We start from the raw sequence: 25,448 nt of genomic DNA, 5'->3' as shown, positions 1-25,448 counted from the left end.
TGGAGCGGGTGACGGGAATCGAACCCGCGCTGTCAGCTTGGGAAGCTGAAGTTCTACCATTGAACTACACCCGCGTGGTGCTGGGCACCGTGCCTTGGACATCGTACCGGACGGTGGGGGGTTCGCGGGACGGGACGTGGAGCCGGTAGCTTTTCTGACGTGCTGCTCTCCGATCGTGACATCAGGGCCGAACTCGACTCCGGGCGGGTGAAGATCGACCCCTATGACCCGGGCATGGTCCAGCCGTCGAGCGTGGATGTGCGGTTGGACCGGTTCTTCCGGGTGTTCGAGAACCACAAGTACCCGCACATCGATCCGGCGATCGAGCAGAGCGATCTGACGCGGCTGGTGGAGGTCGGCGGGGACGAGGCGTTCGTGCTCCATCCGGGGGAGTTCGTGCTGGCCTCGACGTACGAGGTGTTCGCGCTGCCCGATGATCTGGCGGCGCGGCTGGAGGGGAAGAGTTCCCTGGGGCGGCTCGGGCTGCTGACGCACTCGACGGCGGGGTGGATCGATCCCGGGTTCAGCGGGCACGTGACGTTGGAGTTGTCGAACGTGGCGACGCTGCCGATCAAGTTGTGGCCGGGGATGAAAATCGGGCAGATGTGCCTGTTCCGCACGAGTTCTCCGGCGGAGCATCCGTACGGGTCGGAGAAGTACGGGTCGCGGTACCAGGACCAGCGGGGGCCGACGCCGTCGCGGTCGTATCTGAACTTCCACCGGACGAAGGTGTGACTTCGCAGGTCGTGGGCTAATGTGACGCAGATCACCAAAAGGTGAAAGATTCTCCCAGTACGGGTAGTTTCGTTCGACGCATGAGGTTGACGTCCGGTTGACCGGCTCTTTTCCGGACGATGCCGAGCGAGACGTTTTCGCGCGGGTGCGCGGAAACCCGGAAGGAGACCGTGTCCATACTCCGCGCACAAGGCGTTACCAAATTGTTCGGCCGCAAGGCCGCCGAGGCACAGCGAAAACTCGGCGCCGGCGCGGCGCCTGAGGAGATCCGCCGGCTGGGGGTGACCGCGGCGGTGGTGGACGCCACGTTCGCGGTCGAGCAGGGCGAGATCTTCGTGGTCATGGGGCTGTCGGGGTCCGGTAAGTCGACGCTGATCCGGATGCTGAACGGGCTGCTGGAGCCGACCTCGGGGACGATCGAGATCGAGGGCCGGGACATCGCCCGGCTGGGCGGCAAGCCGCTGCGGGCGCTGCGCCAGAACAAGGTCAGCATGGTGTTCCAGCACTTCGCGCTGTTCCCGCACCGGTCGGTGCTGGAGAACGCGGCGTACGGGCTGGAGGTCCGCGGCGTCCCGAAAGAGGAACGTGCCAAGAAGGCGCGGGAGTTCCTCGGGCTGGTCGGGTTGACCGGCTGGGAGGACAAGCTGCCCGGGCAGTTGTCGGGCGGGATGCGGCAGCGGGTGGGGCTGGCCCGCGCGCTGGCCGCGGGCACCGACATCATCTTGATGGACGAGGCGTTCAGTGCTCTGGACCCGCTGATCCGCCGTGAGATGCAGGATCTGCTGCTGGACCTGCAGGCCAGGCTGAACAAGACGATCGTGTTCATCACCCACGATCTGAACGAGGCGATGCGGATCGGCGACCGGATCGCGGTGATGCGCGAGGGCCGGATCGTGCAGATCGGGACGGCCGAGGAGATCCTGACGGATCCGGCGAACGACTACGTGGCGCAGTTCGTCGCGGACGTGGACCGGACGCGGGTGCTGACGGCGGGGTCGGTGATGGAGAACCCGCTGGTGACCGTCCCGGCGAACACCGGGCCGCGGACGGCGCTGCGCACGATGCGCGAGCACCAGACGTCGGCGGCGTTCGTGGTGGGCCGGGACCGCAGGCTGGTCGGGAAGGTGACCGGGACGGCGGTGGCCGACGCGGTGCAGGACGGCGTCCAGACCCTGGACGAGCTGATCGATCCCGAGGACCTGGAGCCGGTGGCTCCGGACACCCCCGTGGCCGATCTGTTCGCCCGGTGCGCGGAGAGCGACCTGCCGGTGCCGGTGGCGGACGCCGACGGGATCCTGCTCGGGGTGATCCCGAGGGTGACGCTGCTGGCGGCGCTGGGCGCGATCAACACCCATGTGGCCGATGTGATCAGCGAGGAGGGCAGTGTCGTTGAGAAGCGGTGATCTGGCGGCGGAGCTGCCCCGGGTGCCGGTGGGCGACTGGTTCGACGGGCTGGTCACCTGGCTGACCGACAACGTGTCGTGGCTGTTCGACGCGATCGGCGCGGCGGTCGAGGGCGCGGTGGAGGGGCTGACGGCGGCGCTGACGGCGCCGCCGGCGCTGGTGCTGACGGCGGTGTTCGCGCTGCTGGCGCTGTTCCTGAGCGGCTGGAGGCTGGGCCTGTTCACGCTGGTGGGCTTCGGGCTGATCGAGAGCATGGAGCTGTGGGAGCCGGCGATGGACTCGCTGGCGCTGGTGCTGGTGGCGGCGCTGGTCTCGGTGGTCATTTCGATCCCGCTGGGGATCGCGGCGGCCCGCAACGACGTGGTGAGCCGGGTGGTGCGGCCGGCGCTGGACCTGATGCAGACGATGCCGGCGTTCGTCTACCTGATCCCGGCGATCTTCTTCTTCAGCATCGGGGTGGTGCCCGGCGTGGTCGCCACCGTGATCTTCGCGCTGCCGCCCGGGGTGCGGCTGACGGAGCTGGGCATCCGGGGCGTGGACGCGGAGATGGTGGAGGCCGGCGAGGCGTTCGGGACGCCGCCGGGCCGCATCCTGACCCGGATCCAGATCCCCCTGGCGATGCCGTCGATCATGGCCGGGATCAACCAGCTGATCATGCTGTCGCTGTCGATGGTGGTCATCGCGGGGATGGTCGGCGCGGGCGGCCTGGGCAACGAGGTGCTGGAGGGCATCCAGCGGGTCGACATCGCCCAGGGCTTCGAGGGCGGCCTGGCCGTGGTGGTGCTGGCGATCTTCCTGGACCGGGTCACCGGTGCGCTGGGCGACCGTACGGCGGTGTCCCGCGCGATGGCGCAGATGACCTGATTCGATCTACCGAAAGGAACGTTCCGAGCATGCGCTTCAAAGGTGTGACCGTCGCGGCCGTCGTGCTGTCCCTGGGGCTGACCGCCGCGGGCTGCGGCGGCGGTGACGACTCCGGATCCGGCGACAAGAAGATCGTGATCGGCTCGGTGGCGGGCTGGGCGGAGGGCGAGGCCGCCACCGCGCTGTGGCAGAAGATGCTGCAGGACAAGGGCTACCAGGTCGAGGTGAAGATGCTCGACGCCGGTCCGCTGTACGCGGGCATGGCCAAGGGCGACGTGGACCTCTACCTGGACGCGTGGCTGCCGGGCACGCACGAGGACTACTGGAAGCAGTACGGCGACAAGCTCGAGAAGATCAGCATCTGGTACGACGAGGCGCCGCTGACGATCGCGGTGCCGAACTACTCGCCGCTGAAGTCGCTGGAGGACCTGAAGGGCAAGGGGTCCGCCTACGGCGGCAAGATCATCGGGATCGAGAAGAGCTCCGGCCTGTACCGGGTGTCCAAGGAGGACATGCTTCCCGCGTACGGCCTGGAGGGCGAGTACGAGGTGACGACGTCGTCGACGGCGGCGATGCTCACCGAGCTGAAGAAGGCCACGGACGCCAAGAAGGACATCGTCGTCACGCTGTGGCGGCCGCACTGGGCGTACGCGAAGTTCCCGATCCGCGACCTGACCGACCCCAAGGGCGCGATGGGCAAGCCCGACGGCGTCAACATCGTCGGCCGCAAGGACTTCTCGAAGGACCAGGCCGAGGTCGCGGGCTGGCTGAAGAAGTTCCGGATGGACGACAAGCAGCTGGGCACGCTCGAGGACCTGATGGAGAACAAGTACAAGGGCAAGCCCGAGCAGGCCGTCAACGAGTGGGTGCAGGCCAACCCGGACTTCACCAAGAACATCACCGGCTGACCTCCCCCGCATGGGCCGTCCGACGTTTCGGGCGGCCCATGCCCTTGTGTCAGTCGGCGACGCCGACGACGACGAAGACGGCGAGGACCCCGCACGCGGTGGCGCACAGCGTCAGGACGCGGGGGTGGCGGCTGTGCGCCTCGGGCAGGATCTCGGCGGCGGCCAGGTAGAGCAGGACGCCCGCGAAGAAGCCGAGGTACGGTCCGAGGACCGCTTTCGGGACGGTCACCAGCAGCGTGGCCAGCGCCCCCGCGATCGGCGCCAGGGCGTCGGCGGCCAGCAGGATCAGCGCGGGACGGCGGTCGGCGCGGTTCAGGGACGCGGCGGTGAAGGTGTTGAAGCCGTCGGCGAAGTCGTGCGCGATCACGGCGAGGGCGACGACGACGCCGACGTCGTGGCCGGCCTGGAAGCCGAGGCCGATGCTGAGCCCGTCGATGAAGCTGTGCCCGACGAGCGCACAGGCGGCCAGCAGCCCGCCCTTCCCCGGGCCCGCGTGGGCGTGGACGTGCGGCGCGTACTCGCCCTCGTGCGCCCGGTGGATGGCGGCGGACTGCTCGACGACGTGCAGCAGCAGGAACCCGGCGGCGAAGCCGATCATGGGGGCGGGCACGCCGAGGAGGCTGGTCTCGGACTCCTCCAGGGCCTCCGGGACGAGGTCGAACGCGACGATGCCGAGGATCAGCCCGCCGGCCAGGCCCAGCACCAGGTGCCGGCGGTCCCGTACGCGCATCGCGACGAGCCCGCCGGTCAGGGTCATCAGGAAGGCCACCGCCGAGAGGACCACCGCCGCCATGGGACGGTCCTACCAGTCGTCCGGCCCCGTACGCGCGGAGACGGCCGCGTGTCGCGATCGCGAAGGCCCCCGGATCCCGCCGCGAGGGGCGGGGGCCGGGGGCCTTGGTCCGTCGGTCACTCGGCGGCGGCGGGCTGCTTCTCCTTGGCGGTGCCTTCGCCCTTGATGGAGCGGATGAGGAGCTGGGAGACGTCCACGACCTCCAGCGATTCCTTGGCCTCGCCGGAGTTCTTCTTCTCGTTGATGGCATCGCCCAGCATCACCAGGCAGAACGGGCACGCGGTGGAGACGGTGTCGGGGTCGGTGGTCAGCGCCTCGTCCACCCGCTCGGTGTTGATGCGCTTGCCGATCCGCTCCTCCATCCACATCCGCGCACCGCCGGCGCCGCAGCAGAAACCGCGGTCCTTGTGCCGGTGCATCTCCTGGGTCTTGACGCCCGGGACGGTGGCCATGATGTCGCGGGGCTGCTTGTAGACCTTGTTGTGGCGGCCCAGGAAGCAGGGGTCGTGGTAGGTGATGTTCTCCTCGATCGGGGTGACCGGGGTGAGTTTGCCCTCCTCGACCAGGTGCGCCAGCAGCTGGGTGTGGTGCACGACCTCGTAGTCCCCGCCGATCTGCGGGTACTCGTTGGCCAGGGTGTTGAAGCAGTGCGGGCAGGTCGCCACGATCTTCTTGGCGCCGGCGTCGTTGAGCGTCTCGACGTTCTGCTGGCCGAGCATCTGGAACACGAACTCCATGCCCAGGCGGCGGGCCGGGTCGCCGGTGCAGGCCTCCATCGGGCCCAGCACGGCGAACTTGACGCCGGCGATGTGCAGCAGCTCGGCGACCGCCTTGGTGGTCTTCTTGGCCCGGTCCTCCAGCGCGCCCGCGCACCCGACCCAGAACAGGTACTCGGTGTCCTCCGACAGCTTGTCGTCGACGACCTCGACCTCGAAGTCCAGCTCCTCGATCCATTCGAGGCGCTTCATCTCCGACATGCCCCAGGGGTTGCCCTTGTTCTCCAGGTTCTTGAGCATCACCCCCGCCTCCGACGGGAACGAGGACTCGATCATCACCTGGAAGCGGCGCATGTCCAGGATGTGGTCGATGTGCTCGATGTCGACCGGGCACTGCTCCACGCACGCGCCGCAGTTGGTGCACGACCACAGCACGTCGGGGTGGATGACCCCGTCCTCGCCGACCAGCTCCTTGTCCACCTGCATGGCGGCCTTCTGCTCGTCGGTGAAGGCGGCCCGCTCCTCCTCGGAGGCCAGCATGTAGGGGGCCTTGGCGAAGGCGTGGTCGCGCAGCTCCAGCACCACCATCTTCGGGGACAGCGGCTTGCCGGTGTTCCAGGCCGGGCACTGGGACTGGCAGCGCCCGCACTCGGTGCAGGTCGCCATGTCCAGGAAGCCCTTCCAGGTGAAGTCCTCGATCTTCCCGCGCCCGAAGGTGTCCTCGTCGGGGTCGGCCTCCTCGAAGTCCAGCGGCTTGCCCCGGCTCATCATCGGCTGCACCGCGCCCAGCCCGTCGGGGCGGCGCTTGAACATCACGTTCAACGGCGCGATGAAGATGTGCAGGTGCTTGGAGTTGACCACGATCACCAGGAAGATCAGCGCCACGCCGATGTGGGCCAGCAGGAAGAAGGCCTCCAGCCCGTTCAGCAGGCCGCTGTCGGGCTCGCCGATGTTCTCCAGCAGCCGGCCGACGCCGTAGGAGGCGTAGGCGGCCCTGCCGTAGGAGAAGTTGCCGTTGGCGACCTCCATGCCGCGGAAGGCCAGCATCGTCCAGATCACGTTGAAGATCATGAACAGGATCAGCCACGCGCCGCCGGTGTGCGAGCCCTTGAACCGCGACCCCCGGTCCAGCTTCTTCGGCGAGTTCCTCACCCGGATGAGCGCGAAGGTGGCCAGACCGGCCAGGCACGCCAGCGCGATCGTGTCCTGGACGAACCCGATCGGCCCCCAGGTCTGCAGGAACGGGATGTGGGCGTGCAACCCGAACAGCAGCTGGACGCCCGCCTCGCCGTACACGGTGATCAGCAGCAGGAACGCCCACATCACCGCCAGATGCGCCGCACCGGCCACCGTCCACTTCAGCAGCTTGCGCTGCCCCAGGACCTCGGTGACCTGCCCCTCCACACCGCTCTTCTTGTCACGCTTGAGCTGAAGAACACGATCGGGGTCGGGCTGACCGCTCTTGAACAGATCCCACAGGAACCTCACCCGCCGGCCCGCCAGCGCTAGCGCCACCGCTACACCGACGAGCCCGACGATCAACGTGATCGCGTACTGCACAGTTCCGTCCTCCTGAGGTACGGGCGTTGGCTGTCAGCGTAGGGCTCGCGACAGATCGCACTTCATCCGGGGCCCGAATACTACTCGGCAGTAGCTTATGCGTCTCCCGAGGCGAACCGGCCACGTGATGTACCACTTGTGACCGGTGTATATACGCGCGGCCTTATCCCAGGCAAACCCGTCCGTCCCGGAAACCGCCGAACAGGGACGCCGGCGGCCCGTGACGGGCCCTCGCTGGGCCCTCTCACAAAAGAGCACCGGCCGTACCCGGAGAAGGTACGACCGGCGCTCTCAGCGGCGGGTCAGGGGAGGGCCGGGGGCCTCGGGGCCTCGTCGGTCCAGCCCGCGCCCAGGTAGAGCGTGGTGCGCTCCTTGCCCGGGACGGCACCGCCCTTGACCTTGCTGATCACGTGCTCCGACAGGACCTGCGAGGTGCCCGGGTCGATGATCAGCCGGGTGCCGGTCGAGCTCGTCCCGTACGAGGCGACGATGGAGAAGGCCACGCCGGGCCGTCCGCGCCCGTCCACGGCCCGGCCCTCCGACCGGACGACCGGCATGTCGGCCAGCGCGCGGAACGCCGCCGCCCGCACCTTCGGCGGCACCGGCGCGGTGGTCAGCAGGTCGAGCAGCTTGCCCGCCGCGAACACCTGCCTCACCTGCTCGTTCGCGGCGTGCAGGCGATCCCTGCCGCCGTCGTTGAGCGCGCGCTTCTCGGCGAGCTTGCGCAGAACCGCCGGGTCGGTGGGGAGTTTCTCCAGGTCGGCGAACGACGGCCTGTCCCCGGCGATCGGGACCTGCAGGCCGGCGGACCCGGCCACCTTCACCAGGGTCCCCCGCTCCGGCTTGGTCTGGACGTACACGGGCCGCTTGTCGACGGTGTCCCCGATGCCGAGGGTCCATCGCGCCGGGGAGCCGTCGAGCCGCCACGCCTTCTCGTCCTGCGGGGTCTTCGGCTTGGCCCCCACCGTGCGGTGGCCGCTCCAGTTGCTCCCGTTCCGGGCGGTCCACTGCTCCGAGATGCGGGCGTCCTCGACGGTGTAGGGACGGTCCTTCGGCCCCACCTTGATCGGCAGCAGGTACATCTCGCGGACGCGCCAGTACTTGCCCGTCGCCGGGGCCGTCTCCGCCTTCGCGGCGGCGGCGAGCAGCACGGTGCGGGCCGACGTGGCGTCCAACTGCCCGGCGGTGGGCCCGCCGTCGCCGCCCGGTGCGCCGTCGCCGGGGACGCCGCCGCCCGTGGACGCGATGACCAGCGCCGCCGCGGCGGCCGCGCCGACCAGGCCGAGCCCGCCGCCCCACAGCGGGGCGACGCGGCGCCGTCCCGGGACCACCCGGCGGTCCGCGGCGCCGCGGGCGGCGGCGGGCGCCATGGCGTGGGCCAGTTCCGCGGCCCGGGTCCCGGCGTCGACCGGGGCGTCCGGGTCAAGGTGGGTGGGACGCGCCTCGGTGAGGGTCCGCATCACGTCGCGGCTCATGACATCTCCTTACTGACCATCCGAACGCGGGAACGAGCGGGGGCGACCCCGTCCGCTGGGGCCTCCACGGGGCCGTCCTCGACCGCGCGCAGCAGGCGCTTGCGGGCGCGGTGCAGCCGTACGCGCAGCGCGGTGGCGCTGCACCCGACGACCTTGGCGGCGTCCTTCGGGGACAGGCCCTGCCAGGCGACGAGGATCAGGATCTCCCGGTCGCCCTCGGGCAGCGCGGCCATGGCGCGCAGCACCGCGAGCCGCTCGGCGACCCGTTCGGCGATGTCATCCTCGGCGGCGCCGGCGAGGCCCTGGCGGCCCCGGCCCCGGCCGGGCGGCGGCTCGTCCGCGAAGTCGGTGGTGAACGCGGCGCGCCGGGCCTCCTCCCGGTAGCGGTCGCGCAGCACGTTCCGGGCGACGCCGAGCAGCCAGGGCAGCGCCGGCTCGGGCACGTCACCCAGCCGGCGCCACGCCACCGCGAACGTCTCGCTCACCACGTCGTCGGCGGCCTGCCGCCCGGCACGCGCCGCGGCGTACGCCCAGACGCGCTGCCGGCAGGCGTCGTAGATCGCGGTGAAGCGCCCGGCGTCCCGGGACTCCCCCGGTTCCCCGGGCGCTCCGGATCCTCCGGATCCAACGGTCATCGCCCGCACCTCCGTCCGTCCCTTGTCTTCGGTGTGTTCTGACACCAGGAAGTGGGACGGGAAGGCCCATCGTTACCCGGCTTCGCAAAGATTCCGGGAGAGGAGGGTCAGGCGGGGACGCGCTCGAAGACGGCGGCGAGGCCCTGGCCGCCGCCGATGCACATGGTCTCCAGCCCGTAGCGGGCCTCGCGGCGGTCCATCTCGCGGGCCAGGGTGGCGAGGATCCGCGCGCCCGTGGCGCCCACCGGGTGCCCCAGGGAGATGCCGGAGCCGTTGACGTTGAGCCGGTCGTAGTCGTCCTCCTTCAGGCCCCACTCGCGGAGGACGGCGAGGACCTGGGCGGCGAACGCCTCGTTCAGCTCGATGAGGTCGATGTCGGACAGGCCGAGCCCGGCCCGCTCCAGCGCCTTCGCGGTGGCGGGCACCGGGCCGATCCCCATCGTGCGGGGCGGCACGCCCGCCCGCGCCCAGGACACCAGCCGGACGAGGGGGCGCAGGCCCAGCTCGGCGGCGCGCTCGGGCGTGGTCACCACGCACACGGCGGCGCCGTCGTTCTGGCCGCTGGAGTTGCCCGCCGTGACGGTGGCCTGGTCGTCGCCCTTCCCGAGGACGGGACGCAGCTTGGCGAGGCTCTCCACGGTGGTGCCCGGACGCGGGTGCTCGTCGGCGTCCACGACCGTGTCGCCCTTGCGGGACCGCACCGTGACCGGGACGATCTCGTCGGCGAAGCGGCCCTCGCGCTGGGCGGCCACGGCCCGCTCGTGCGACATGACGGCGAGGCGGTCCTGCTCGTCGCGGGAGATGCCGTACTCGCGGCGCAGGTTCTCGGCGGTCTCCAGCATGCCGCCGGGGACCGGGTACCGGTCGCCGCCCGCGGTGACGCGGCCCCGGGCGAGCGAGTCGTGCAGTTCGAGGCCGGAGCCGCGGATGCCCCAGCGCGCCTCGGTCGTGTAGAACGGCGCGGAGCTCATGCTCTCGGCCCCGCCGGCGATGATCAGGTCGCTCGCCCCGGTCTGCACCTGGAGGGCGGCGTTCACGACGGCCTGGAGGCCGGAACCGCAGCGCCGGTCGATCTGGAGGCCGCCGACCTCGACGGGGAGCCCGGCGTCCAGTGCGGCGACGCGGCCGATGGCGGGGGCGTCGGAGGTGGGGTAGCAGTTGCCCAGGAACACCTCGTCCACCGCCTCGCCGGGCAGGCCGGTGCGCTCCAGCAGCGCCCGGATCACGGTCGCCGCCAGTTCGACCGGCGGGACCGTCTTCAACGCCCCGCCGAACCGGCCGATCGGGGTCCGTACCGGCTCGCAGATCACCGCTTCGCGCATCACTCGCTCCATGTCCCTTGGCGTCCGCCCTGTCCCCGGGCGTCCGCCACGAGGATAGGCACGCCCCGGGCGCACCGGCCCGATCACGGTCGATACCAAATCCGGCACACAGTGATACGCCGGCCGACATAATCGCCCGCCGCGGAGATCGCTAGGAGGTCTCCGGGGTGGGCAGGACCTCCTCGGCCACGGCCAGGACGGAGCGCAGCGCCGCCGACGGGTTGTCCGCGCGCCAGGCCAGCGCCAGCTCCAGCACGTTCGGACGGCCCGCCAGCGGCCGGTAGACCATGCCGGGGATGCGGATGTGCTGCACCGACGAGACCGTCAGCGTGACCCCGACCCCCGCCCCGACCAGCGCCAGGATCGTGTACGAGTCGGGCGCCTCCTGCACGATCCGGGGCTGGAACCCGGCGGCGACGCAGGCGTGCACCAGGGCGTCCCGCACCGCCGAGCCGCGTGTGCCGGGGAAGGTCACGAACGGTTCGGCGGCCAGGTCGGGCAGCCGGATCTCGTGGTGGCGGGCCAGCGGGTGCTCGGCGGGCAGCGCCGCGACCAGGAACTCCCGCTCGATCAGCCGGACGAGGACGCCCTCGCGGTGCACGGGCAGCCGGACGAAGCCGAGGTCGTGGTCGCCGCCCGCGACCTTGGTGACGGCCTCGCCGGAGTAGGTCTGGCCGCGCAGCACCAGCTCGATGCCGGGGTGCCGGGCGCGGACGGCCTTGGTGAGCACGGGCAGCGTCTCGTGGCTGCTGGCCCCGGCGAACCCGATCGTCACCCGGCCGACCTCGCCGCGTCCCCCGGCCTGCGCGGCGCGGCGGGCGACGTCGAGGTCGGCCAGCACGCGCCGGGCGGGTTCGAGGAACGCCCGGCCCGCCGAGGTGAGCCGCACCGAACGGGTGCTGCGCTCGAACAGCTGCACGCCGAGCTCGTGTTCGAGCTGGCGGATCTGCTGGCTGAGCGGCGGCTGGGCGATGTGCAGGCGGGCGGCGGCCCGGCCGAAGTGCAGCTCCTCGGCCACGGCCACGAACCCGGCGAGGTGCCGGAACTCCATGACCCGATTATGACTGTTCAGGTATCAGCCATCGGTCGATTGTACTGAGTCAACTCTTGAATTCGACCGCCCCGGTGGGATTCCATACCAGCACGACGACACGCGACCGCGGTGCCGGAACGACAGGCGGGAACGACAGGGAGATGCGCTGATGGAGCGGTGGACGGCCGGGCGGGTCCGCACGATCCGGGTGATCGGGACCGGCGTGATGGGGCGCGGGATCGTCCAGCTCGCCGCGGCGGGCGGCCTGACGGTGGAGCTGGCCGACGTGCGCGCCGAGGCCGTGACCGCCGCCGTCGACCAGGTCGGCGCGATGTTCGACAAGCTCGCCGGCAAGGGCCGCATGACGGCCGGCGACGCCGCGGCGGCCAAGGCCAGGCTCCGCCCGGTCGGCGACCCGCTGGCCCCCGCCGACGGCTGCGACCTGGTGGTCGAGGCCGTGCGCGAGGACCTGGAGACCAAGCGGGAGCTGTTCGCGGCACTGGAGAAGGTGTGCGGCGAGGGCACGGTCCTGGTCACCAACACCAGTTCCCTGTCGGTGACCGCGATCGGCGCCGCGATGGAGGATCCGAGCCGCCTGGCGGGCCTGCACTTCTTCAATCCCGTGCCGCTGATGCGCCTGGTCGAGGTGATCCCCGGTGCCCGGACGGCCGCCTGGCTGCCCGGCGAGCTGGTGGACCTCGTGCGGCGGCTGGGCCACGAGCCCGTGCTGGCCCCCGACACCCCCGGCTTCCTGGTCAACCACGCCGGGCGCGGGCTGGTCACCGAGGCCATGCAGGTGCTGTCCGAGGCGGTGGCCGAGCCCGCGGACCTCGACCGCATCGCCCGCGAGGCCCTCGGCTTGAAGATGGGCCCGTGTGAGCTGCTCGACATGACCGGCCTGGACGTCTCCCACCCGGTGATGGAAATCATCTGGAACGGCTTCTACGGGGACCCGCGGCTGCGGCCGTCCAGGGTCACGCGCACCCGCGTAGAGGCCGGGCTGCTCGGCCGTAAGACGGGCGAGGGCTTCTACCGGTACGTGGACGGCGCCAAGCAGGAGCCGCCCGAGCCGCCCATCCCCTCGGCCGACCCGCGTCCGGTGTGGGTGCACGACTCCGAGCCCCTGCGCACTCTCCTCGCCAAGGGCGACGTCCAGCTGGAAGCGGGTCCGCGGCCTTCTGATGAGGCGGTCATCCTGGTCACCCCGTACGGCCAGAGCGCGCTTGAGGCCGCCCATGCGCACGGCCTCCCCGCCGAACGGACCCTCTCGGTCGACCCCCTGGGCGACTTCTCCGGGCGGCTCACCCTGGCCGTGCACCCCGGAGTGGACCCCGCCGTAGGACGGGCCGCGCTCGCCGCACTCGGCAGCACCGGCCAGCCCGTGACCGTCGTACGAGACGCCCCCGGTACGGTCGCGCAACGGCTGCTCGCTTCGATCGTTAACGTCGCCTCCGCGATCGCCGAACTGCGCCTGGCCGACCCCAAGGACATCAACACGGCCGTCAAGCTCGGCCTGGGCTACCCGCAGGGACCTCTGGAATGGGGCGATCGCGTGGGGCCCTCCACCATCCTGCGCATTCTCCGCGCCCTGCACGCCGCCACCGGCGACCCGCGTTACCGCCCGAGCCCCTGGCTGGTCGAACGAGCCGAACTCGGCCTCCCCCTGAGCGAGACCGGCACCACCCCCGGCGACCTGCGCTGACCGAAGGAGTCAGTCCGACTTCGCCGGCTCCGCCGAAGGAGCCGCTTGCGCGACGGGCGGCGCGCCGGGAACGGAGCGCCGCAGCACGAAGGCGGCGAGCAGGGGGGCGTCCAGCGCGGCGCCCGCGCCGTTGCCGAACGCCGCCGCGACCGCCACCTGCAGCAGCGCCAGCCCGGCCTTCAGCGGCCCGTACGCCAGCACCAGCTGGAGGAACTGGGTCAGCGCCAACAGCGTCCCGGCCAGCGCGAACGCGAACAGCGCGATCACGATCGCGGCGCCGGAGAAGCCGGGCCGGGCCAGCAGCCGCAGATCGAGCATCGGCTCGGGGTTGCGGTGCTGCCAGGCGGCGAACGCGGCCAGCGCGACCGCGGCGACGGCCAGCCCGCCGAGCGTGCGGGCGCCCGTCCAGCCGTGCCCGGGCCCGGAGATCAGGCAGAGTTGACTCGCACACTGTACGAGTAAACTCGCACGCTGTTCAACTCTCATACTCTGTACGAGATACGCGGGAGAGGTGAGGGAGAGGAGACCGGGCGATGGCCGGGAGCGAGAAGGGCCCCACCTCGGTGTGGACGCGCCCCGAACGGCGGCGCCGCGAGCAGCCCACCCTCGGCCGCGACCAGATCGTCGACGCCGCCCTCGGCCTCCTCGACGCCGAGGGGCTCGCGGGCCTGAGCATGCGCCGCCTCGGCACCCGCCTCAACGCGGGCGCCACCTCCGTCTACTGGCATGTGGCCAACAAGGACGAGCTGCTCGAACTGGCCCTCGACCGCGTCATGGGCGAGGTGACCGTCCCCGACCCCGCCGAGCGGGGCTGGCGCGAGGCCGCCGCCGGCTACGCCCGCGGCCTCCGCGCGATGATCCACCGACACCCCTGGACGGTCACCCTCTTCGGCGACCGCCCCATGCTGGGCCCCAACGCCGCCCGCGCCCTCGACGAGACCCTCGCCGTCTTCGCGCACGCCGGCTTCACCGGCCACGACCTCGAATACGCCTGGTCACTGGTCGTCGACTACGTCGTCGGCGCCGCCGGGAGCGAGGCCGGCCGGCACGCCGCCCAGACCGGCACCACCGCCGCGGACTGGATGCACTCCCTGGGCCCCTACCTCGCCCGGATGGACGCCGAACGCCCCCGCTTGGCCGCGCACATCCGCGACATCTGGTCCGGCGACGACACCGAGAACATCCTGGAGGCCCGCTTCGCCTTCGGCCTCGAAACCGTCCTCGACGGCCTTGAGGCGCGCAGGCCCGGCCGGGGGTGAGTCCCCGGCCAGGCCCTCCGCAGCATGGAGTGTCAGGCGTGGTGCGGGGTCTCGTTCGTCCAGCCGGCCTGGAGGACGAGATCCCGGTTCAGGACGTCCCCCGGCCGCATGCCCTTCATGGAGCCGCCCGGCTTGACCACGACCTTCCGCCCGGAGAGGATCCGGTAGGTCTTCGGCTCCAGGATGAGCTGGTAGTCGAAGACGGTTCCGCTGCCCTCCTGCATGGTGCCGCGCGCGGCCAGCCCGATCCCGGTGCGCCCCCGGTCGTCGGTCACCGACCCGATCGTCCGGACGCCGGACACGCCGGCGAGGAGACGGAACGCCGCCGCCCGCACCTCGGGCGTCGCGGGGCGAAGGGTGAGGAACATGAAGCCCGACATCAGGTCGCCCGCGGCGTCGCGTTCCTGCGTCCGGAGACCTGCGGGCACCTCCCGGGCGTGCGCTGGGATCTGCTTGGTGCGCTTGGGGAAGAGCAGTTCCCCGACCTTCGACGGGTCGGCTACCACGCTCACGTCGTTCGGGCCCTCCCTGAGCGCGCGGCAGTCCGCGTCGGAGAGGGGCTTGCCGTCCTTGCGCATCTTCGCGCAGACCTGCTCGAAATCCTTGGCGGCCCGCTTCTTCCGCTCGGAGGTGGTGCGGTCCTCCTGCCACCCGCCGGGCCCGACACCGTACGTCTTGCCCGGGACGGTGCTGAGCGTGGCCCAGTGGTCGTTGGACCAGACGCGCATCGTCTTGGGCGAGCCCGCCTTCTTCCAGGCGGCCTTGTCGGCCGCTGTCAGCGGGCGGGCGCCCAGGTCGCGGGCATAGAGGACGTTGTCGTCCGAGTCTGAGCGGGCCGTCCACCTGTCCCACTGGGAGGTGTAGCCCAGGACGGTGTAGCCGCCCGCGCCCTCGTCGCCGACCCGGTATGCCTGGCCGTCGACGGTCTGGACGCGCCAGTAGCGCCCGGTCGGCTCCTTGGCCGCCTGCTCGGCCGCGGCAAGCAGGATCGACCGCGCAGACGTGCCGCCGGACTCCTCCGGCTGCGGTACCGCCGTCCCGCCGCCCCCCAACGTGGCGACGGCGACGGCGGCCGCGGCCCCAGCGGCGACCAGGCCGGTGAGGCCGAGCTGCATCCGCCCGACCAGGCGCCGCCGGGCCCGGACGCGGCGCCGCGGACGGCGTCCGGCGATCTCCGACTCCAGGGCCTGCAATGCCGCGCCGGTGGCGCGGACGGACGGCGGCGCGGGCTCGGCGAGCAGATCGCGGACCATCTTCATCTCGTTCATGCCGTGGACTCCTCAGTGGTCAGCATCCGATCGGCCCCGCCCAGCGCCTCGCGCACCTTCTTCCGAGCCCTGTGCAGCCTTGACGCCACCGTGCCGGTCTTCAGATCCAGCGCCGCCGCGACCTCGTCGTACGAGAGGTCCGCGAGCGCCACCAGGAGGAGGACGTCGCGGTCGCCGGAGGACAGCCGGGCCAGGGCCCTGGCGAGCTCTCCCCCGACCTCGCCCGCACTGACCCGGGCGGCGACGCGGTCCTCGTGACCGTCGGCGACGCCGTCGACCGGGGTGCGGGCGAGCGCGCGGTAGTGGCGCCGCTCGGCCCGCCGGTGCAGGCCGACCTGGTTGGTGGCGATCCCGTACAGCCAGGCCCGGACCGCCCCCTTCTCCGGGTCGAACCGGTCCCGGCGGCGGAACGCGGCCAGGAACGTCTCGGCGGCGATGTCGTCGGCGGCGTCGGCGCCCAGGCGGCGGGCGACGTAGCGGTGGATCTCCGCGAAGTACCGGTGGAAGATCCCGGCGAACAGTTCGGGCTCATGCCACGACCTCGCGATCGTCTCCGCGTCGTCCGCCGGTGGGTCGGATCCGGGCTCCGCGGCCTCGGCCGAGGCGTGGCTCTGTCTCATGGGAGGTCCTTGTCGTGGGGGAGGCTGTCACCCCGTACTCATCCGCACCGGGGATCCGCCTTCACGGCCCCGCCCCGGCCTCAGGGAGCGGTCGGCACGCGCGGCTTCTCGTCGGTCCAGCCGACTTCCAGGTAGGTCTCCGAGAACTCGGGGTGCCTGGGAAGGACCGTCCTGATCGACAGCAGTTGCGAGGTGGCGGGATCGACCAGCACACGCTCCTGCCCGTCCTTGCCGAGCCGCAGCTCGCGGCCCGGCCGTCCGCGCTGGTCGCGGGCGACGCCGCCGTCCCGGACGCCCGGCCGGTCGGCCAGCGCCCGGAACGCCGCCGCCCGGGTCGCGGGCAGCGCGGGCACCTGGACCAGCAGGTAGGTCAGGAGGGTGTCGACGAATCCCTCGATGTCCACCTTCCGCCAGTTGGGAGAGACCCCGGACGCGACCTTCCGCGCCCACCGCTCGATGCCCTCGGGGGTGGTGGGCAGGCCGCGGATCTCCTTCAGGGTGAGCGGCTGGTCCACCACCGAGAACCGGTTCGACCGCGGGCCGCGCGTGAGCCAGCCGCGCTCTCCCGCAGGCTTTCTGGGCCCTCCGAGCCAGAGGTGCCCGCTCCAGTACGCCCCGTCCTTGCCTTTCCAGTCCACCTCAAGTGACCTGCCGGCGTGGTTCTGCCGGATGTGGCTCACCTTCCAGTAGGCGCCGTCGGTGGCCGGCTTGCGTTCCGCCGCGGTCGCGGCCATCAGAAGCACCTGCCGGCTCGACATCTGCTGCAACGCCTCCACCGACGCCCCTGGCTGCCCGGCCTTGGTCGGGGGCGCGGACGGCGGCCCGGCCGGGGTGCCCGTCCCGAGACCGCTGATCGCCACGATCGCGGCCGCCGCGGCGGCGGTGAGGCCGGTGCCGAGGGCGGCCCAGCGCGGTGCCCGGCGCGCGGAGCGTCCGCCGCGGCCCGTCCTGGACGGTCCCGGGACGGCGGCGGTCATGGCGCGGGCGAGGTCGCGGTCGCGCCGGGACGGGTCGTGCGGAGGTGTGAGGGAGGCGGGACGGGTGCCGGCGATCCGGTCCATGATGTCGTCGCGGTCGCTCATGCGCGCTCACTTCCAGGGGTCAGTACGGATCGTGCGGCGGCCTCCCCGGCCGGAGGGGCGGCGGGAGGCAGGGTGAGGGCGCGCGCGAGGCGGCGCCGGGCGCGGTGCAGGCGCACGAAGAAGGTCGCCTTCGAGCACCCGACCACCCGCGCCACCTGGCCGGGGGTGAGGCCGTGCCAGGCGACCAGCGTGAGGAGCTCGCGGTCCTCCGCGGAGAGGGCGGCCAGCGCCCGCAGCATCTCGGCGCGCTCGACCACCGCCTCCGCGATGTCGCCGGCGGTCAGCTCGGCCGGCGAGGTCCAGGCGCGCAGCTCGGCGTCCAGGGAGTCGCGCCGGGCCTGGGTGCGGTACGACTCGCGCACCACGTTGCGGGCGATGCCGAGCAGCCACGGCAGCTCGGCGTCCGGCAGGTCGCGCATCCGCCGCCAGGCGACACAGAACGTGTCACCGGCGACCTCTTCGGCGAGATGCCGGCCGGCCCGGCTCACGGCGTAGGCGTACACGCGGTCGTAGTGCGTGTCGTACAGCGCCGTGAACCGGGCCCTGTCGTCGGGATCCGTCACGTCGAACCCTTCGTCCCGGGGGTTTGGGGGCCATCACCCGGGAAGTGATCGAGATCGGCCACTTCTTACACCCCGGTCCGGAACGCCCGCCATCGCCCGGCGTCCTTCTCACGGCGGAGGGCGGTCGCTCGTCCGGCGGAGGGCGCGGCCCCGGGCCGTCGTCCTCGGCGACGAATCTGCGCTCGCTCCCGGCCGCGGGGAACCGGAATACATCGCTCAATCGTCCTGTTGAAGAGGTCGTCAGCAAAGTTGAGTCGCCAAGACTCAAGTGATTTGACAGAGGGAGTCGCTCACGGCACCCTTGCCAACAGAGACTCGACCGGCCGCCGTCCCGCCCTCAGGCGGAGGCGGGCCGGCCCACATACCGGACGAGAACCACACGACGGAGGACGAGGGACATGACACGTGCGGTCGGTATCGACCTGGGGACGACCAACTCGGTCGTCGCGATCCTGGAGGGCGGCGAGCCCACGGTGATCGCCAACGCGGAGGGTTCGCGGACCACGCCGTCGGTGGTGGCGTTCGCCAAGAACGGCGAGGTGCTGGTCGGTGAGGTCGCCAAGCGGCAGGCGGTGACCAACGTCGACCGCACCATCCGGTCGGTCAAGCGCGAGATGGGCACCGACTGGAAGACCAAGATCGACGACAAGCCGTTCACCCCCCAGCAGATCAGCGCGTTCGTGCTGCAGAAGCTCAAGCGGGACGCCGAGGCCTACCTGGGCGAGAAGGTGACCGACGCGGTGATCACCGTGCCGGCCTACTTCTCCGACCACCAGCGGCAGGCCACCAAGGAGGCCGGGCAGATCGCCGGGCTGAACGTGCTGCGGATCATCAACGAGCCCACCTCCGCGGCGCTGGCCTACCACCTGGAGAAGGAGAACGAGGCCACCATCCTGGTGTTCGACCTGGGCGGCGGCACCTTCGACGTGTCGCTGCTGGAGGTCGGCGACGGGGTGGTCGAGGTCAAGGCGACCTCCGGTGACAACCACCTGGGCGGCGACGACTGGGACAACAAGGTCGTCGAGTGGCTGGTGGAGAAGTTCAAGAACGCCAACGGCGTGGACCTGTCCAAGGACAAGATGGCGCTGCAGCGGCTGCGCGAGGCGGCCGAGAAGGCCAAGATCGAGCTGTCGTCGTCCTCGGAGACGCAGATCAACCTTCCCTACATCACCGCTTCCTCCGAGGGTCCGCTGCACCTGGACGAGAAGCTGACCCGGGGCGAGTTCCAGCGGATGACCTCCGATCTGCTGGAGCGGACCAAGGCGCCGTTCAAGCAGGTGCTCAAGGACGCCGGGATCACCGTGGACGGCATCGACCAGGTCGTCCTGGTCGGCGGCTCGACGCGCATGCCGGCCGTCAGTGAGCTGGTCAAGGAGCTGACCGGGGGCAAGGAGCCCAACAAGGGCGTCAACCCCGACGAGGTCGTGGCGATCGGCGCGAGCCTGCAGGCGGGCGTGCTCAAGGGCGAGGTCAAGGACGTCCTGCTGCTGGACGTGACCCCGCTGTCGCTGGGGATCGAGACCAAGGGCGGCATCTTCACCAAGATCATCGAGCGCAACACCACCATCCCCACCAAGCGCTCGGAGACCTTCACCACGGCCGACGACAACCAGCCGTCCGTGGAGATCCAGGTCTTCCAGGGCGAGCGGGAGATCGCCGCCTACAACAAGAAGCTGGGCACCTTCCAGCTCACCGGCCTGCCCCCGGCGCCGCGCGGCGTGCCGCAGATCGAGGTCACCTTCGACATCGACGCCAACGGCATCGTCAACGTCAGCGCCAAGGACCAGGGCACCGGCCGCGAGCAGTCGATGGTCATCACGGGCGGCAGCGCGCTGCCCAAGGACGACATCGACAAGATGATGCGCGACGCCGAGGAGTACGCCGAGGAGGACCGCCGGCGCAAGGAGGAGGCCGAGGTCCGCAACCAGGCCGACACCCTCGCGTACTCGACCGAGAAGTTCCTGCGGGAGAACGACGAGAAGATCCCCGCGGAGACCAAGACCGAGGTCGAGGAGGCCGTCGCCGAGGTCAAGAAGAACCTCGAGGGCACCGACGTCGACGCCATCCGCACCAGCGCCGAGAAGCTGGCCCAGGTCAGCCAGAAGATGGGCGCGGCGATGTACGCGCAGAACCCCGAGGGCGCGCAGGCCGGCGCCGACGCCGGCCCGACGGCCGACGCCCAGGGCGGCGCCGCCGGTCAGGACGACGAGGTGGTCGACGCCGAGATCGTGGACGACGACAAGGAAAAGAAGGACGGTGCCGCGTGACGACCCCTCCCACCAAGGGCGAGGGCGAGGAGCGTGAGGGCCCGGTGATCCGCGACAAGCGGCGCATCGACCCCCAGACGGGCGCGGTCCGGGAGCCGGCGGCGCAGCCGCAGCCCCCGGGCGCGCCCGGCGGGGCGGCCCCCGGCGGCGCCACCCCGGGCGGGGGCACGGCGCCCGCCGCGGACGGGGAGGCCGCAGCGCTCAAGACCCAGCTCGCCGAGCGCACCGCGGACCTGCAACGGCTCAAGGCGGAGTACGACAACTACCGCAAGCGGGTCGAGCGGGACCGGGTGGCCGTGCGCGAGCAGGCCCTGGCGAACGTGCTGAACGAACTGCTCCCGGTGCTGGACGACATCGGCCGGGCCCGCGACCACGACGAGCTCGTGGGCGGGTTCAAGTCGGTGGGCGAGGCGCTGGAGGCGGTGACCGGAAAGCTCGGCCTGGAGCGGTACGGGGCGAAGGGCGAGCCGTTCGACCCGACCGTCCACGAGGCCCTCATGCACGGGTACTCGGCCGACGTGACCGAGACCAGCGTGACCGACGTCCTGCAGCCCGGCTACCGGATCGGGGAGCGGGTCCTGCGGCCCGCCCGGGTCGCGGTGGCCGAGCCCGACCCGAGCGCCGCGCCGGCGCCCGGCGCCGCCGGTTCCGGCGGCACGGCCGGTGACGGCGAGCAGGCCGGCGGCCCGGCCTGATCGCGCGCCGTCCGGGGCGGGCCCGTCCCGGCGGCGCGCCGGCCGACACTCGCGGTGGCCCCGCACCCGGCGGATCGGGGCGGGGCCGCCGCGGGGCAGACACGACTTGACGACAGTGGCACGAGCAGAGAGCGGGGCGCCGTGAGCACCAAGGACTACCTGGAGAAGGACTACTACAAAGTCCTCGGTGTCGCGAAGAACGCCTCCCAGGACGACATCAAGAAGTCCTACCGGAAGCTGGCCCGCAAGTACCACCCGGACGCCAACAAGGGCGACACCGACTCCGAGGACCGCTTCAAGGAGGTCTCCGAGGCCTACGACGTCCTGTCCGACGAGAAGCGCCGCAAGGAGTACGACGCGGTGCGGGCGATGCCGGGCGGTTTCCGCGGGCAGCAGGGCGGCGGCGGCTTCGGGTTCGACCTGGGCGACCTCTTCGGGCAGACCGGGGGCGGTGGCGGCGCGGGCGGCGCCGGGGGCGCCGGCGACCGGCTGGGCGACCTGTTCGGCGGGCTGTTCGGGCGCGGCGGTGGCGGCACCCGGACCACCGCCGGGTCGCGCCGGGCACGGCGCGGCGCGGACGTGGAGACCGAGGTGACGCTGTCGTTCGGCAAGGCGATGAACGGGGTGACCGTTCCGCTCAAGCTGACCAGCGAGGCCGCGTGCCCGAGCTGCCGCGGGACGGGCGCCAAGGCGGGCACCGTGCCGCGGGTGTGCCCGTCCTGCGAGGGCACCGGGCACGAGACCCGCAACCTGGGCAGCTTCGGGTTCCAGGAGCCGTGCCGCGAGTGCCGCGGCCGGGGCCTGGTGGTGGACGACCCCTGCCCGACGTGCACCGGCAGCGGCCGCGCGACCGGCACCCGGACGATCCAGGCGCGGATCCCGGCGGGCGTCGCCGACGGCCAGAAGATCCGGCTCAAGGGCAAGGGGGCGCCGGGCGAGAACGGCGGCCCGGGCGGCGACCTGTACGTGAACATCAAGGTCCGGCCGCATCCGGTGTTCGGGCGCGACCGCGACAACCTGACGCTGACGGTGCCGGTGACGTTCCCGGAGGCGGCGCTGGGCGCGGAGATCAGGGTGCCGACGTTCCAGGGGCAGCCGGTGACGCTGCGCCTGCCGGAGGGCACCCCGAACGGCCGGACGTTCCGGGTGCGGGGCCGCGGCGCCTCCCGGCGCGACGGCACCAAGGGCGACCTGCTGGTGACGGTGGACGTGCAGGTGCCGCAGAAGGTGGACGACCAGACGCGCGAGGCCCTGGAGCGGCTGCGCGCCACGGGCGCGGGCGACGACCTGCGCAGTGAGCTGCTCCAGAAGGCGCGGGAGGAGTGAGTTCGTCATGGACGCCTTCGGCGACGACACCCCGGTCTATGTGATCTCGGTGGCGGCGCAGCTGTCGGGCCTGCACCCGCAGACGCTGCGCACCTACGACCGGCTCGGGCTGGTCTCCCCCGGCCGGACGGCCGGGCGGGGCCGCCGCTACTCGATGCGCGACATCGTGCTGCTCCGGGAGATCCAGCGGCTCTCCCAGGAGGAGGGCATCAACCTGTCGGGCATCAAGCACATCCTCGAGCTGCAGCGGGACAACGTCATCCTCCGCGAGCAGCTGGCGAAGGCGCACGCCGCGCTGGAGGACCTGGCCAACGAACTCGAGTCGACCCGGGCCGTGGCCGCGCGCCTGGCGCAGCAGCGCCGGCGCGGCGACACCGCCCCGGCGGCGGGTCCCGGCGGGACGCCGGGCGGCGATCTGGTGCCGATCCGCCACACCGGTGTCGTGGTGTGGCGCGAGCGCGGCCGCGAAGACTGATGTGACGGGGAGTGGGGGTCAACCGAACATGGACTACAAGCTGACGCAGAAGAGCCAGGAGGCGGTGTCGGTCGCGGTCCGCCGGACGGCGGCCGAAGGGCACCCGCAGGTCGAGCCGCAGCATCTGCTGGTCGCGCTCATCGGCCAGCCGGAGGGCACGGCGGTGCCGCTGCTGGAGGCGGTGGGCGCCGACTGGCAGGCGCTGCGCCGCCGCGCGGAGGAGCAGCTGGCGGGCATGCCGAAGGCGGCGGGGTCGACGGTGTCGTCGCCGCAGATGTCGCGGCAGCTGATCGTGGCGGTCAACACCGCGGCGAACCGGGCCAAGCAGCTGGAGGACGAGTACGTCTCGACCGAGCACCTGCTGGTGGGCCTGGCCGCCGACGGCGGTCCCGCCGCGGGGCTGCTGAAGGAGTTCGGGGCGACGCCGCAGGCGCTGCTGGACGCGTTCGAGAAGGTCCGCGGGCACGCCCGGGTGACCAGCGAGAACCCCGAGGACACCTACCAGGCGCTGGAGAAGTACGGCGTCGACCTGACCGGCGCGGCCCGGGACGGCCGGCTCGACCCGGTGATCGGCCGGGACGCCGAGATCCGCCGGGTGGTGCAGGTGCTGTCCCGCCGGACGAAGAACAACCCGGTGCTGATCGGCGAGCCCGGGGTCGGGAAGACCGCGGTGGTGGAGGGCCTGGCGCAGCGGATCGTGGCGGGCGACGTGCCCGAGTCGCTGCGCGGCAAGCGGCTGGTGTCGCTGGACCTGGGCGCGATGGTCGCGGGCGCCAAGTACCGGGGCGAGTTCGAGGAGCGGCTCAAGGCCGTCCTGAACGAGATCAAGCAGAGCGACGGGCAGATCGTCACGTTCATCGACGAGCTGCACACGGTCGTCGGGGCGGGCGCCGCCGAGGGCGCGATGGACGCCGGCAACATGCTCAAGCCGATGCTGGCGCGCGGCGAGCTGCGCATGATCGGCGCGACCACGCTGGACGAGTACCGCGAGCGGATCGAGAAGGACGCGGCCCTGGAGCGCCGCTTCCAGCAGGTGCTGGTGGGCGAGCCGTCGGTGGAGGACACCGTCGCGATCCTGCGCGGGCTGAAGGGCCGGTACGAGGCGCACCACAAGGTGCAGATCAACGACTCGGCGCTGGTGGCCGCCGCCACGCTGTCGGACCGGTACATCACCTCCCGGTTCCTGCCGGACAAGGCGATCGACCTGATCGACGAGTCGGCGTCCCGGCTCCGGATGGAGATCGATTCCCGGCCCGTGGAGATCGACGAGCTGCAGCGTGCGGTCGACCGGCTCAGGATGGAGGAGCTGGCGGTCGGCAAGGAGACCGACGAGGCGTCCAAGCAGCGCCTGGAGCGGCTGCGCCGCGACCTGGCCGACCGGCAGGAGCAGCTGAACGGGCTGGTGGGCCGGTGGGAGCGGGAGAAGGCGGGCCTGAACCGGGTCGGTGAGATCAAGGAGCGCATCGACCAGCTCCGCGGGGAGGCCGAGCGCGCGCAGCGCGACGGCGACCTGGAGACCTCGGCGCGGCTGACCTACGGCGAGATCCCGGCGCTGGAGAAGCAGCTGGACGACGCCGTCGCCGCCGCCGACGGCGAGAACCGCGACGCCATGGTGAAGGAGGAGGTCGGCCCGGACGACGTCGCCGACGTGGTCGCGTCCTGGACGGGCATCCCGGCCGGGCGCCTCATGGAGGGCGAGACCGCCAAGCTGCTGCGCATGGAGGAGGAGCTCGGCCGGCGGCTGATCGGGCAGGAGCAGGCCGTCCGGACGGTGTCGGACGCGGTCCGCCGCGCCCGCGCCGGGGTCGCCGACCCCGACCGCCCGACCGGTTCGTTCCTGTTCCTGGGCCCGACGGGCGTGGGCAAGACCGAGCTGGCCAAGGCCCTCGCCGAGTTCCTGTTCGACGACGAGCGGGCGATGACGCGGATCGACATGAGCGAGTACTCCGAGAAGCACTCGGTGGCCCGCCTGGTCGGCGCCCCGCCCGGCTACGTCGGCTACGAGGAGGGCGGGCAGCTCACCGAGGCCGTGCGGCGCCGCCCGTACTCGGTGGTGCTGCTGGACGAGGTCGAGAAGGCCCACCCCGAGGTGTTCGACATCCTCCTGCAGGTGCTGGACGACGGGCGCCTCACCGACGGGCAGGGCCGCACGGTCGACTTCCGCAACGCGATCCTGATCCTCACCTCCAACCTGGGGTCGCAGTTCCTGATCGACCCGACGCTGGAGAACGGCGCCAAGCGGGACGCCGTCATGAACGCGGTCCGCGCCGCGTTCAAGCCGGAGTTCCTGAACCGGCTGGACGACGTGATCCTGTTCGACGCGCTGTCCACGCAGGAGCTCACCCGGATCGTCGACCTGCAGGTCGACCGGCTCGGCAGGCGGCTGTCGGACCGGCAGCTCACGCTGACGGTGACCGAGGCGGCCCGCGAGTGGCTGGCGCTGACCGGCTACGACCCGCTGTACGGGGCGCGCCCGCTGCGCCGCCTGGTGCAGACGGCGATCGGCGACCAGCTCGCGCGGGAGCTGTTGTCGGGGGAGATCCTCGACGGCGACGAGGTCGTGGTCGACCTGGACGAGGCCGCGGACGCGCTGACGGTGGGCCCGGCGCGGAGCATCACCCTCGCCAAGTCCTGACCCGATCAGGACCTCGCCGAACCGCACCGCGGCGTGCCGTCCCGGGCCTGGAACCGGTCCCGGGACGGCACGGCTTCTTTCGGTCCGCCCGGTCGCCGCCCGCGCCGGACG

General features: G+C 71.9%; 21 protein-coding genes, 1 tRNA gene and 1 pseudogene. 11 read left to right on the top strand and 12 right to left on the bottom strand.

The window, feature by feature from the left end; genetic code table 11:
* Positions 1 to 74: transfer RNA gene (locus ACZ466_RS22940), tRNA-Gly, on the bottom strand.
* An 85-nt stretch (positions 75 to 159) separates the two neighbouring features.
* Here ACZ466_RS22940 and dcd point away from each other — a divergent pair.
* From dcd to ACZ466_RS22920, 4 genes and pseudogenes are all read left to right on the top strand, one after another.
* Positions 160 to 735: a dCTP deaminase gene (gene dcd / locus ACZ466_RS22935; RefSeq protein ID WP_378293102.1), complete on the top strand. Its 576-nt coding sequence runs from the start codon at positions 160 to 162 to the stop codon at positions 733 to 735.
* 203 nt (positions 736 to 938) lie between these two features.
* Positions 939 to 2,138 carry a quaternary amine ABC transporter ATP-binding protein gene (locus ACZ466_RS22930; RefSeq protein WP_378293104.1) on the top strand — a complete coding sequence of 400 codons (1,200 nt, stop codon included), beginning with the start codon at positions 939 to 941 and terminating at the stop codon, positions 2,136 to 2,138.
* A gap of 127 nt (positions 2,139 to 2,265) precedes the next feature.
* Positions 2,266 to 3,003, top strand: a pseudogene (locus ACZ466_RS22925) (ABC transporter permease); the annotation flags it as partial.
* 29 nt (positions 3,004 to 3,032) lie between these two features.
* Positions 3,033 to 3,911, top strand: a complete 879-nt coding sequence (locus ACZ466_RS22920) for a glycine betaine ABC transporter substrate-binding protein (protein ID WP_378293108.1) — start codon at positions 3,033 to 3,035, stop codon at positions 3,909 to 3,911.
* A gap of 49 nt (positions 3,912 to 3,960) precedes the next feature.
* Here the strand turns inward: ACZ466_RS22920 and ACZ466_RS22915 are convergent, their stop codons facing one another.
* The 6 genes from ACZ466_RS22915 to ACZ466_RS22890 all read right to left on the bottom strand — a co-directional run bounded on the left by ACZ466_RS22915 (position 3,961) and on the right by ACZ466_RS22890 (position 11,463).
* The gene (locus ACZ466_RS22915; protein WP_378293110.1) at positions 3,961 to 4,704 is read right to left on the bottom strand and encodes a ZIP family metal transporter; all 744 of its coding nucleotides are present in this window, start codon (positions 4,702 to 4,704) and stop codon (positions 3,961 to 3,963) included.
* A 116-nt stretch (positions 4,705 to 4,820) separates the two neighbouring features.
* The gene (locus ACZ466_RS22910) at positions 4,821 to 6,980 is read right to left on the bottom strand and encodes a (Fe-S)-binding protein (RefSeq protein ID WP_464043932.1); all 2,160 of its coding nucleotides are present in this window, start codon (positions 6,978 to 6,980) and stop codon (positions 4,821 to 4,823) included.
* A 302-nt stretch (positions 6,981 to 7,282) separates the two neighbouring features.
* Positions 7,283 to 8,455: a CU044_5270 family protein gene (locus ACZ466_RS22905; RefSeq protein WP_378293144.1), complete on the bottom strand. Its 1,173-nt coding sequence runs from the start codon at positions 8,453 to 8,455 to the stop codon at positions 7,283 to 7,285.
* A complete protein-coding gene (locus tag ACZ466_RS22900; protein ID WP_378293146.1) occupies positions 8,452 to 9,090 on the bottom strand; it encodes an RNA polymerase sigma factor in 639 nt (212 codons plus the stop codon). Before ACZ466_RS22900 ends, ACZ466_RS22905 begins: the two co-directional genes overlap by 4 nt.
* 107 nt (positions 9,091 to 9,197) lie before the next feature.
* Entirely contained in the window at positions 9,198 to 10,412 is a 1,215-nt protein-coding gene (locus ACZ466_RS22895) for an acetyl-CoA C-acetyltransferase (protein ID WP_378293148.1), read from the bottom strand.
* Positions 10,413 to 10,563: 151 nt separating this feature from the next.
* Positions 10,564 to 11,463, bottom strand: a complete 900-nt coding sequence (locus ACZ466_RS22890) for a LysR family transcriptional regulator (RefSeq protein WP_378293150.1) — start codon at positions 11,461 to 11,463, stop codon at positions 10,564 to 10,566.
* Positions 11,464 to 11,614: 151 nt separating this feature from the next.
* Between ACZ466_RS22890 and ACZ466_RS22885 the strand changes: the two genes are divergently transcribed.
* On the top strand, positions 11,615 to 13,147 hold the full coding sequence (locus ACZ466_RS22885; protein WP_378293152.1) for a 3-hydroxyacyl-CoA dehydrogenase: 1,533 nt from the start codon (positions 11,615 to 11,617) through the stop codon (positions 13,145 to 13,147).
* A 9-nt stretch (positions 13,148 to 13,156) separates the two neighbouring features.
* Here ACZ466_RS22885 and ACZ466_RS22880 read toward each other — a convergent pair whose 3' ends face one another.
* A complete protein-coding gene (locus ACZ466_RS22880) occupies positions 13,157 to 13,633 on the bottom strand; it encodes a hypothetical protein (RefSeq protein WP_378293154.1) in 477 nt (158 codons plus the stop codon).
* 47 nt (positions 13,634 to 13,680) lie between these two features.
* On the opposite strand from ACZ466_RS22880, the gene ACZ466_RS22875 reads away from it, so the two are divergent.
* Positions 13,681 to 14,406, top strand: a complete 726-nt coding sequence (locus ACZ466_RS22875; RefSeq protein ID WP_378293156.1) for a TetR/AcrR family transcriptional regulator — start codon at positions 13,681 to 13,683, stop codon at positions 14,404 to 14,406.
* Between the two features lie 32 nt (positions 14,407 to 14,438).
* Here ACZ466_RS22875 and ACZ466_RS22870 read toward each other — a convergent pair whose 3' ends face one another.
* From ACZ466_RS22870 to ACZ466_RS22855, 4 genes are all read right to left on the bottom strand, one after another.
* Positions 14,439 to 15,674 carry a hypothetical protein gene (locus tag ACZ466_RS22870; RefSeq protein WP_378293158.1) on the bottom strand — a complete coding sequence of 412 codons (1,236 nt, stop codon included), beginning with the start codon at positions 15,672 to 15,674 and terminating at the stop codon, positions 14,439 to 14,441.
* Positions 15,671 to 16,294, bottom strand: coding sequence for an RNA polymerase sigma factor (locus ACZ466_RS22865; protein WP_378293160.1), 624 nt, complete (start codon positions 16,292 to 16,294; stop codon positions 15,671 to 15,673). Before ACZ466_RS22865 ends, ACZ466_RS22870 begins: the two co-directional genes overlap by 4 nt.
* Positions 16,295 to 16,374: 80 nt before the next feature.
* Positions 16,375 to 17,376, bottom strand: a complete 1,002-nt coding sequence (locus ACZ466_RS22860; protein WP_378293162.1) for a CU044_5270 family protein — start codon at positions 17,374 to 17,376, stop codon at positions 16,375 to 16,377.
* On the bottom strand, positions 17,373 to 17,939 hold the full coding sequence (locus ACZ466_RS22855; RefSeq protein WP_378293164.1) for an RNA polymerase sigma factor: 567 nt from the start codon (positions 17,937 to 17,939) through the stop codon (positions 17,373 to 17,375). Before ACZ466_RS22855 ends, ACZ466_RS22860 begins: the two co-directional genes overlap by 4 nt.
* A 398-nt stretch (positions 17,940 to 18,337) precedes the next feature.
* Here ACZ466_RS22855 and dnaK point away from each other — a divergent pair, with 398 nt between their 5' ends.
* From dnaK to clpB, 5 genes are all read left to right on the top strand, one after another.
* A complete protein-coding gene (dnaK, locus tag ACZ466_RS22850; RefSeq protein WP_464043930.1) occupies positions 18,338 to 20,206 on the top strand; it encodes a molecular chaperone DnaK in 1,869 nt (622 codons plus the stop codon).
* The gene (gene grpE, locus ACZ466_RS22845) at positions 20,203 to 20,901 is read left to right on the top strand and encodes a nucleotide exchange factor GrpE (RefSeq protein ID WP_464043929.1); all 699 of its coding nucleotides are present in this window, start codon (positions 20,203 to 20,205) and stop codon (positions 20,899 to 20,901) included. The genes dnaK and grpE overlap by 4 nt, the downstream gene beginning before the upstream one ends.
* A 141-nt stretch (positions 20,902 to 21,042) precedes the next feature.
* Positions 21,043 to 22,227, top strand: coding sequence for a molecular chaperone DnaJ (gene dnaJ, locus ACZ466_RS22840; protein ID WP_378287436.1), 1,185 nt, complete (start codon positions 21,043 to 21,045; stop codon positions 22,225 to 22,227).
* Positions 22,228 to 22,234: 7 nt separating this feature from the next.
* Positions 22,235 to 22,702 (top strand): heat shock protein transcriptional repressor HspR, encoded by a 468-nt coding sequence (locus tag ACZ466_RS22835; RefSeq protein WP_378287435.1) that lies wholly within the window; start codon positions 22,235 to 22,237, stop codon positions 22,700 to 22,702.
* A 28-nt stretch (positions 22,703 to 22,730) separates the two neighbouring features.
* Positions 22,731 to 25,337, top strand: a complete 2,607-nt coding sequence (clpB, locus tag ACZ466_RS22830) for an ATP-dependent chaperone ClpB (RefSeq protein ID WP_378287434.1) — start codon at positions 22,731 to 22,733, stop codon at positions 25,335 to 25,337.
* The last annotated feature ends 111 nt before the right edge of the window (positions 25,338 to 25,448 follow it).

It is taken from the genome of Actinomadura rugatobispora, from assembly GCF_055379765.1.
Note: the sequence above shows the minus strand (reverse complement) of the source record. Positions and strands in the feature narration are given on the sequence as shown.

Bases quoted from the DNA above. Each gene is read 5' to 3' on its own strand.
- ACZ466_RS22835 (WP_378287435.1), top strand. From the start codon at position 22,235: ATGGACGCCTTCGGCGACGACACCCCGGTCTATGTGATCTCGGTGGCG.
- ACZ466_RS22905 (WP_378293144.1), bottom strand. From the start codon at position 8,455: ATGAGCCGCGACGTGATGCGGACCCTCACCGAGGCGCGTCCCACCCAC.
- ACZ466_RS22920 (WP_378293108.1), top strand. From the start codon at position 3,033: ATGCGCTTCAAAGGTGTGACCGTCGCGGCCGTCGTGCTGTCCCTGGGG.
- dnaK (WP_464043930.1), top strand. From the start codon at position 18,338: ATGACACGTGCGGTCGGTATCGACCTGGGGACGACCAACTCGGTCGTC.
- ACZ466_RS22875 (WP_378293156.1), top strand. From the start codon at position 13,681: ATGGCCGGGAGCGAGAAGGGCCCCACCTCGGTGTGGACGCGCCCCGAA.
- ACZ466_RS22870 (WP_378293158.1), bottom strand. From the start codon at position 15,674: ATGAACGAGATGAAGATGGTCCGCGATCTGCTCGCCGAGCCCGCGCCG.
- ACZ466_RS22880 (WP_378293154.1), bottom strand. From the start codon at position 13,633: ATGAGAGTTGAACAGCGTGCGAGTTTACTCGTACAGTGTGCGAGTCAA.
- ACZ466_RS22900 (WP_378293146.1), bottom strand. From the start codon at position 9,090: ATGACCGTTGGATCCGGAGGATCCGGAGCGCCCGGGGAACCGGGGGAG.
- ACZ466_RS22890 (WP_378293150.1), bottom strand. From the start codon at position 11,463: ATGGAGTTCCGGCACCTCGCCGGGTTCGTGGCCGTGGCCGAGGAGCTG.
- ACZ466_RS22865 (WP_378293160.1), bottom strand. From the start codon at position 16,294: ATGAGACAGAGCCACGCCTCGGCCGAGGCCGCGGAGCCCGGATCCGAC.
- ACZ466_RS22885 (WP_378293152.1), top strand. From the start codon at position 11,615: ATGGAGCGGTGGACGGCCGGGCGGGTCCGCACGATCCGGGTGATCGGG.
- clpB (WP_378287434.1), top strand. From the start codon at position 22,731: ATGGACTACAAGCTGACGCAGAAGAGCCAGGAGGCGGTGTCGGTCGCG.
- ACZ466_RS22895 (WP_378293148.1), bottom strand. From the start codon at position 10,412: ATGCGCGAAGCGGTGATCTGCGAGCCGGTACGGACCCCGATCGGCCGG.
- ACZ466_RS22860 (WP_378293162.1), bottom strand. From the start codon at position 17,376: ATGAGCGACCGCGACGACATCATGGACCGGATCGCCGGCACCCGTCCC.
- ACZ466_RS22915 (WP_378293110.1), bottom strand. From the start codon at position 4,704: ATGGCGGCGGTGGTCCTCTCGGCGGTGGCCTTCCTGATGACCCTGACC.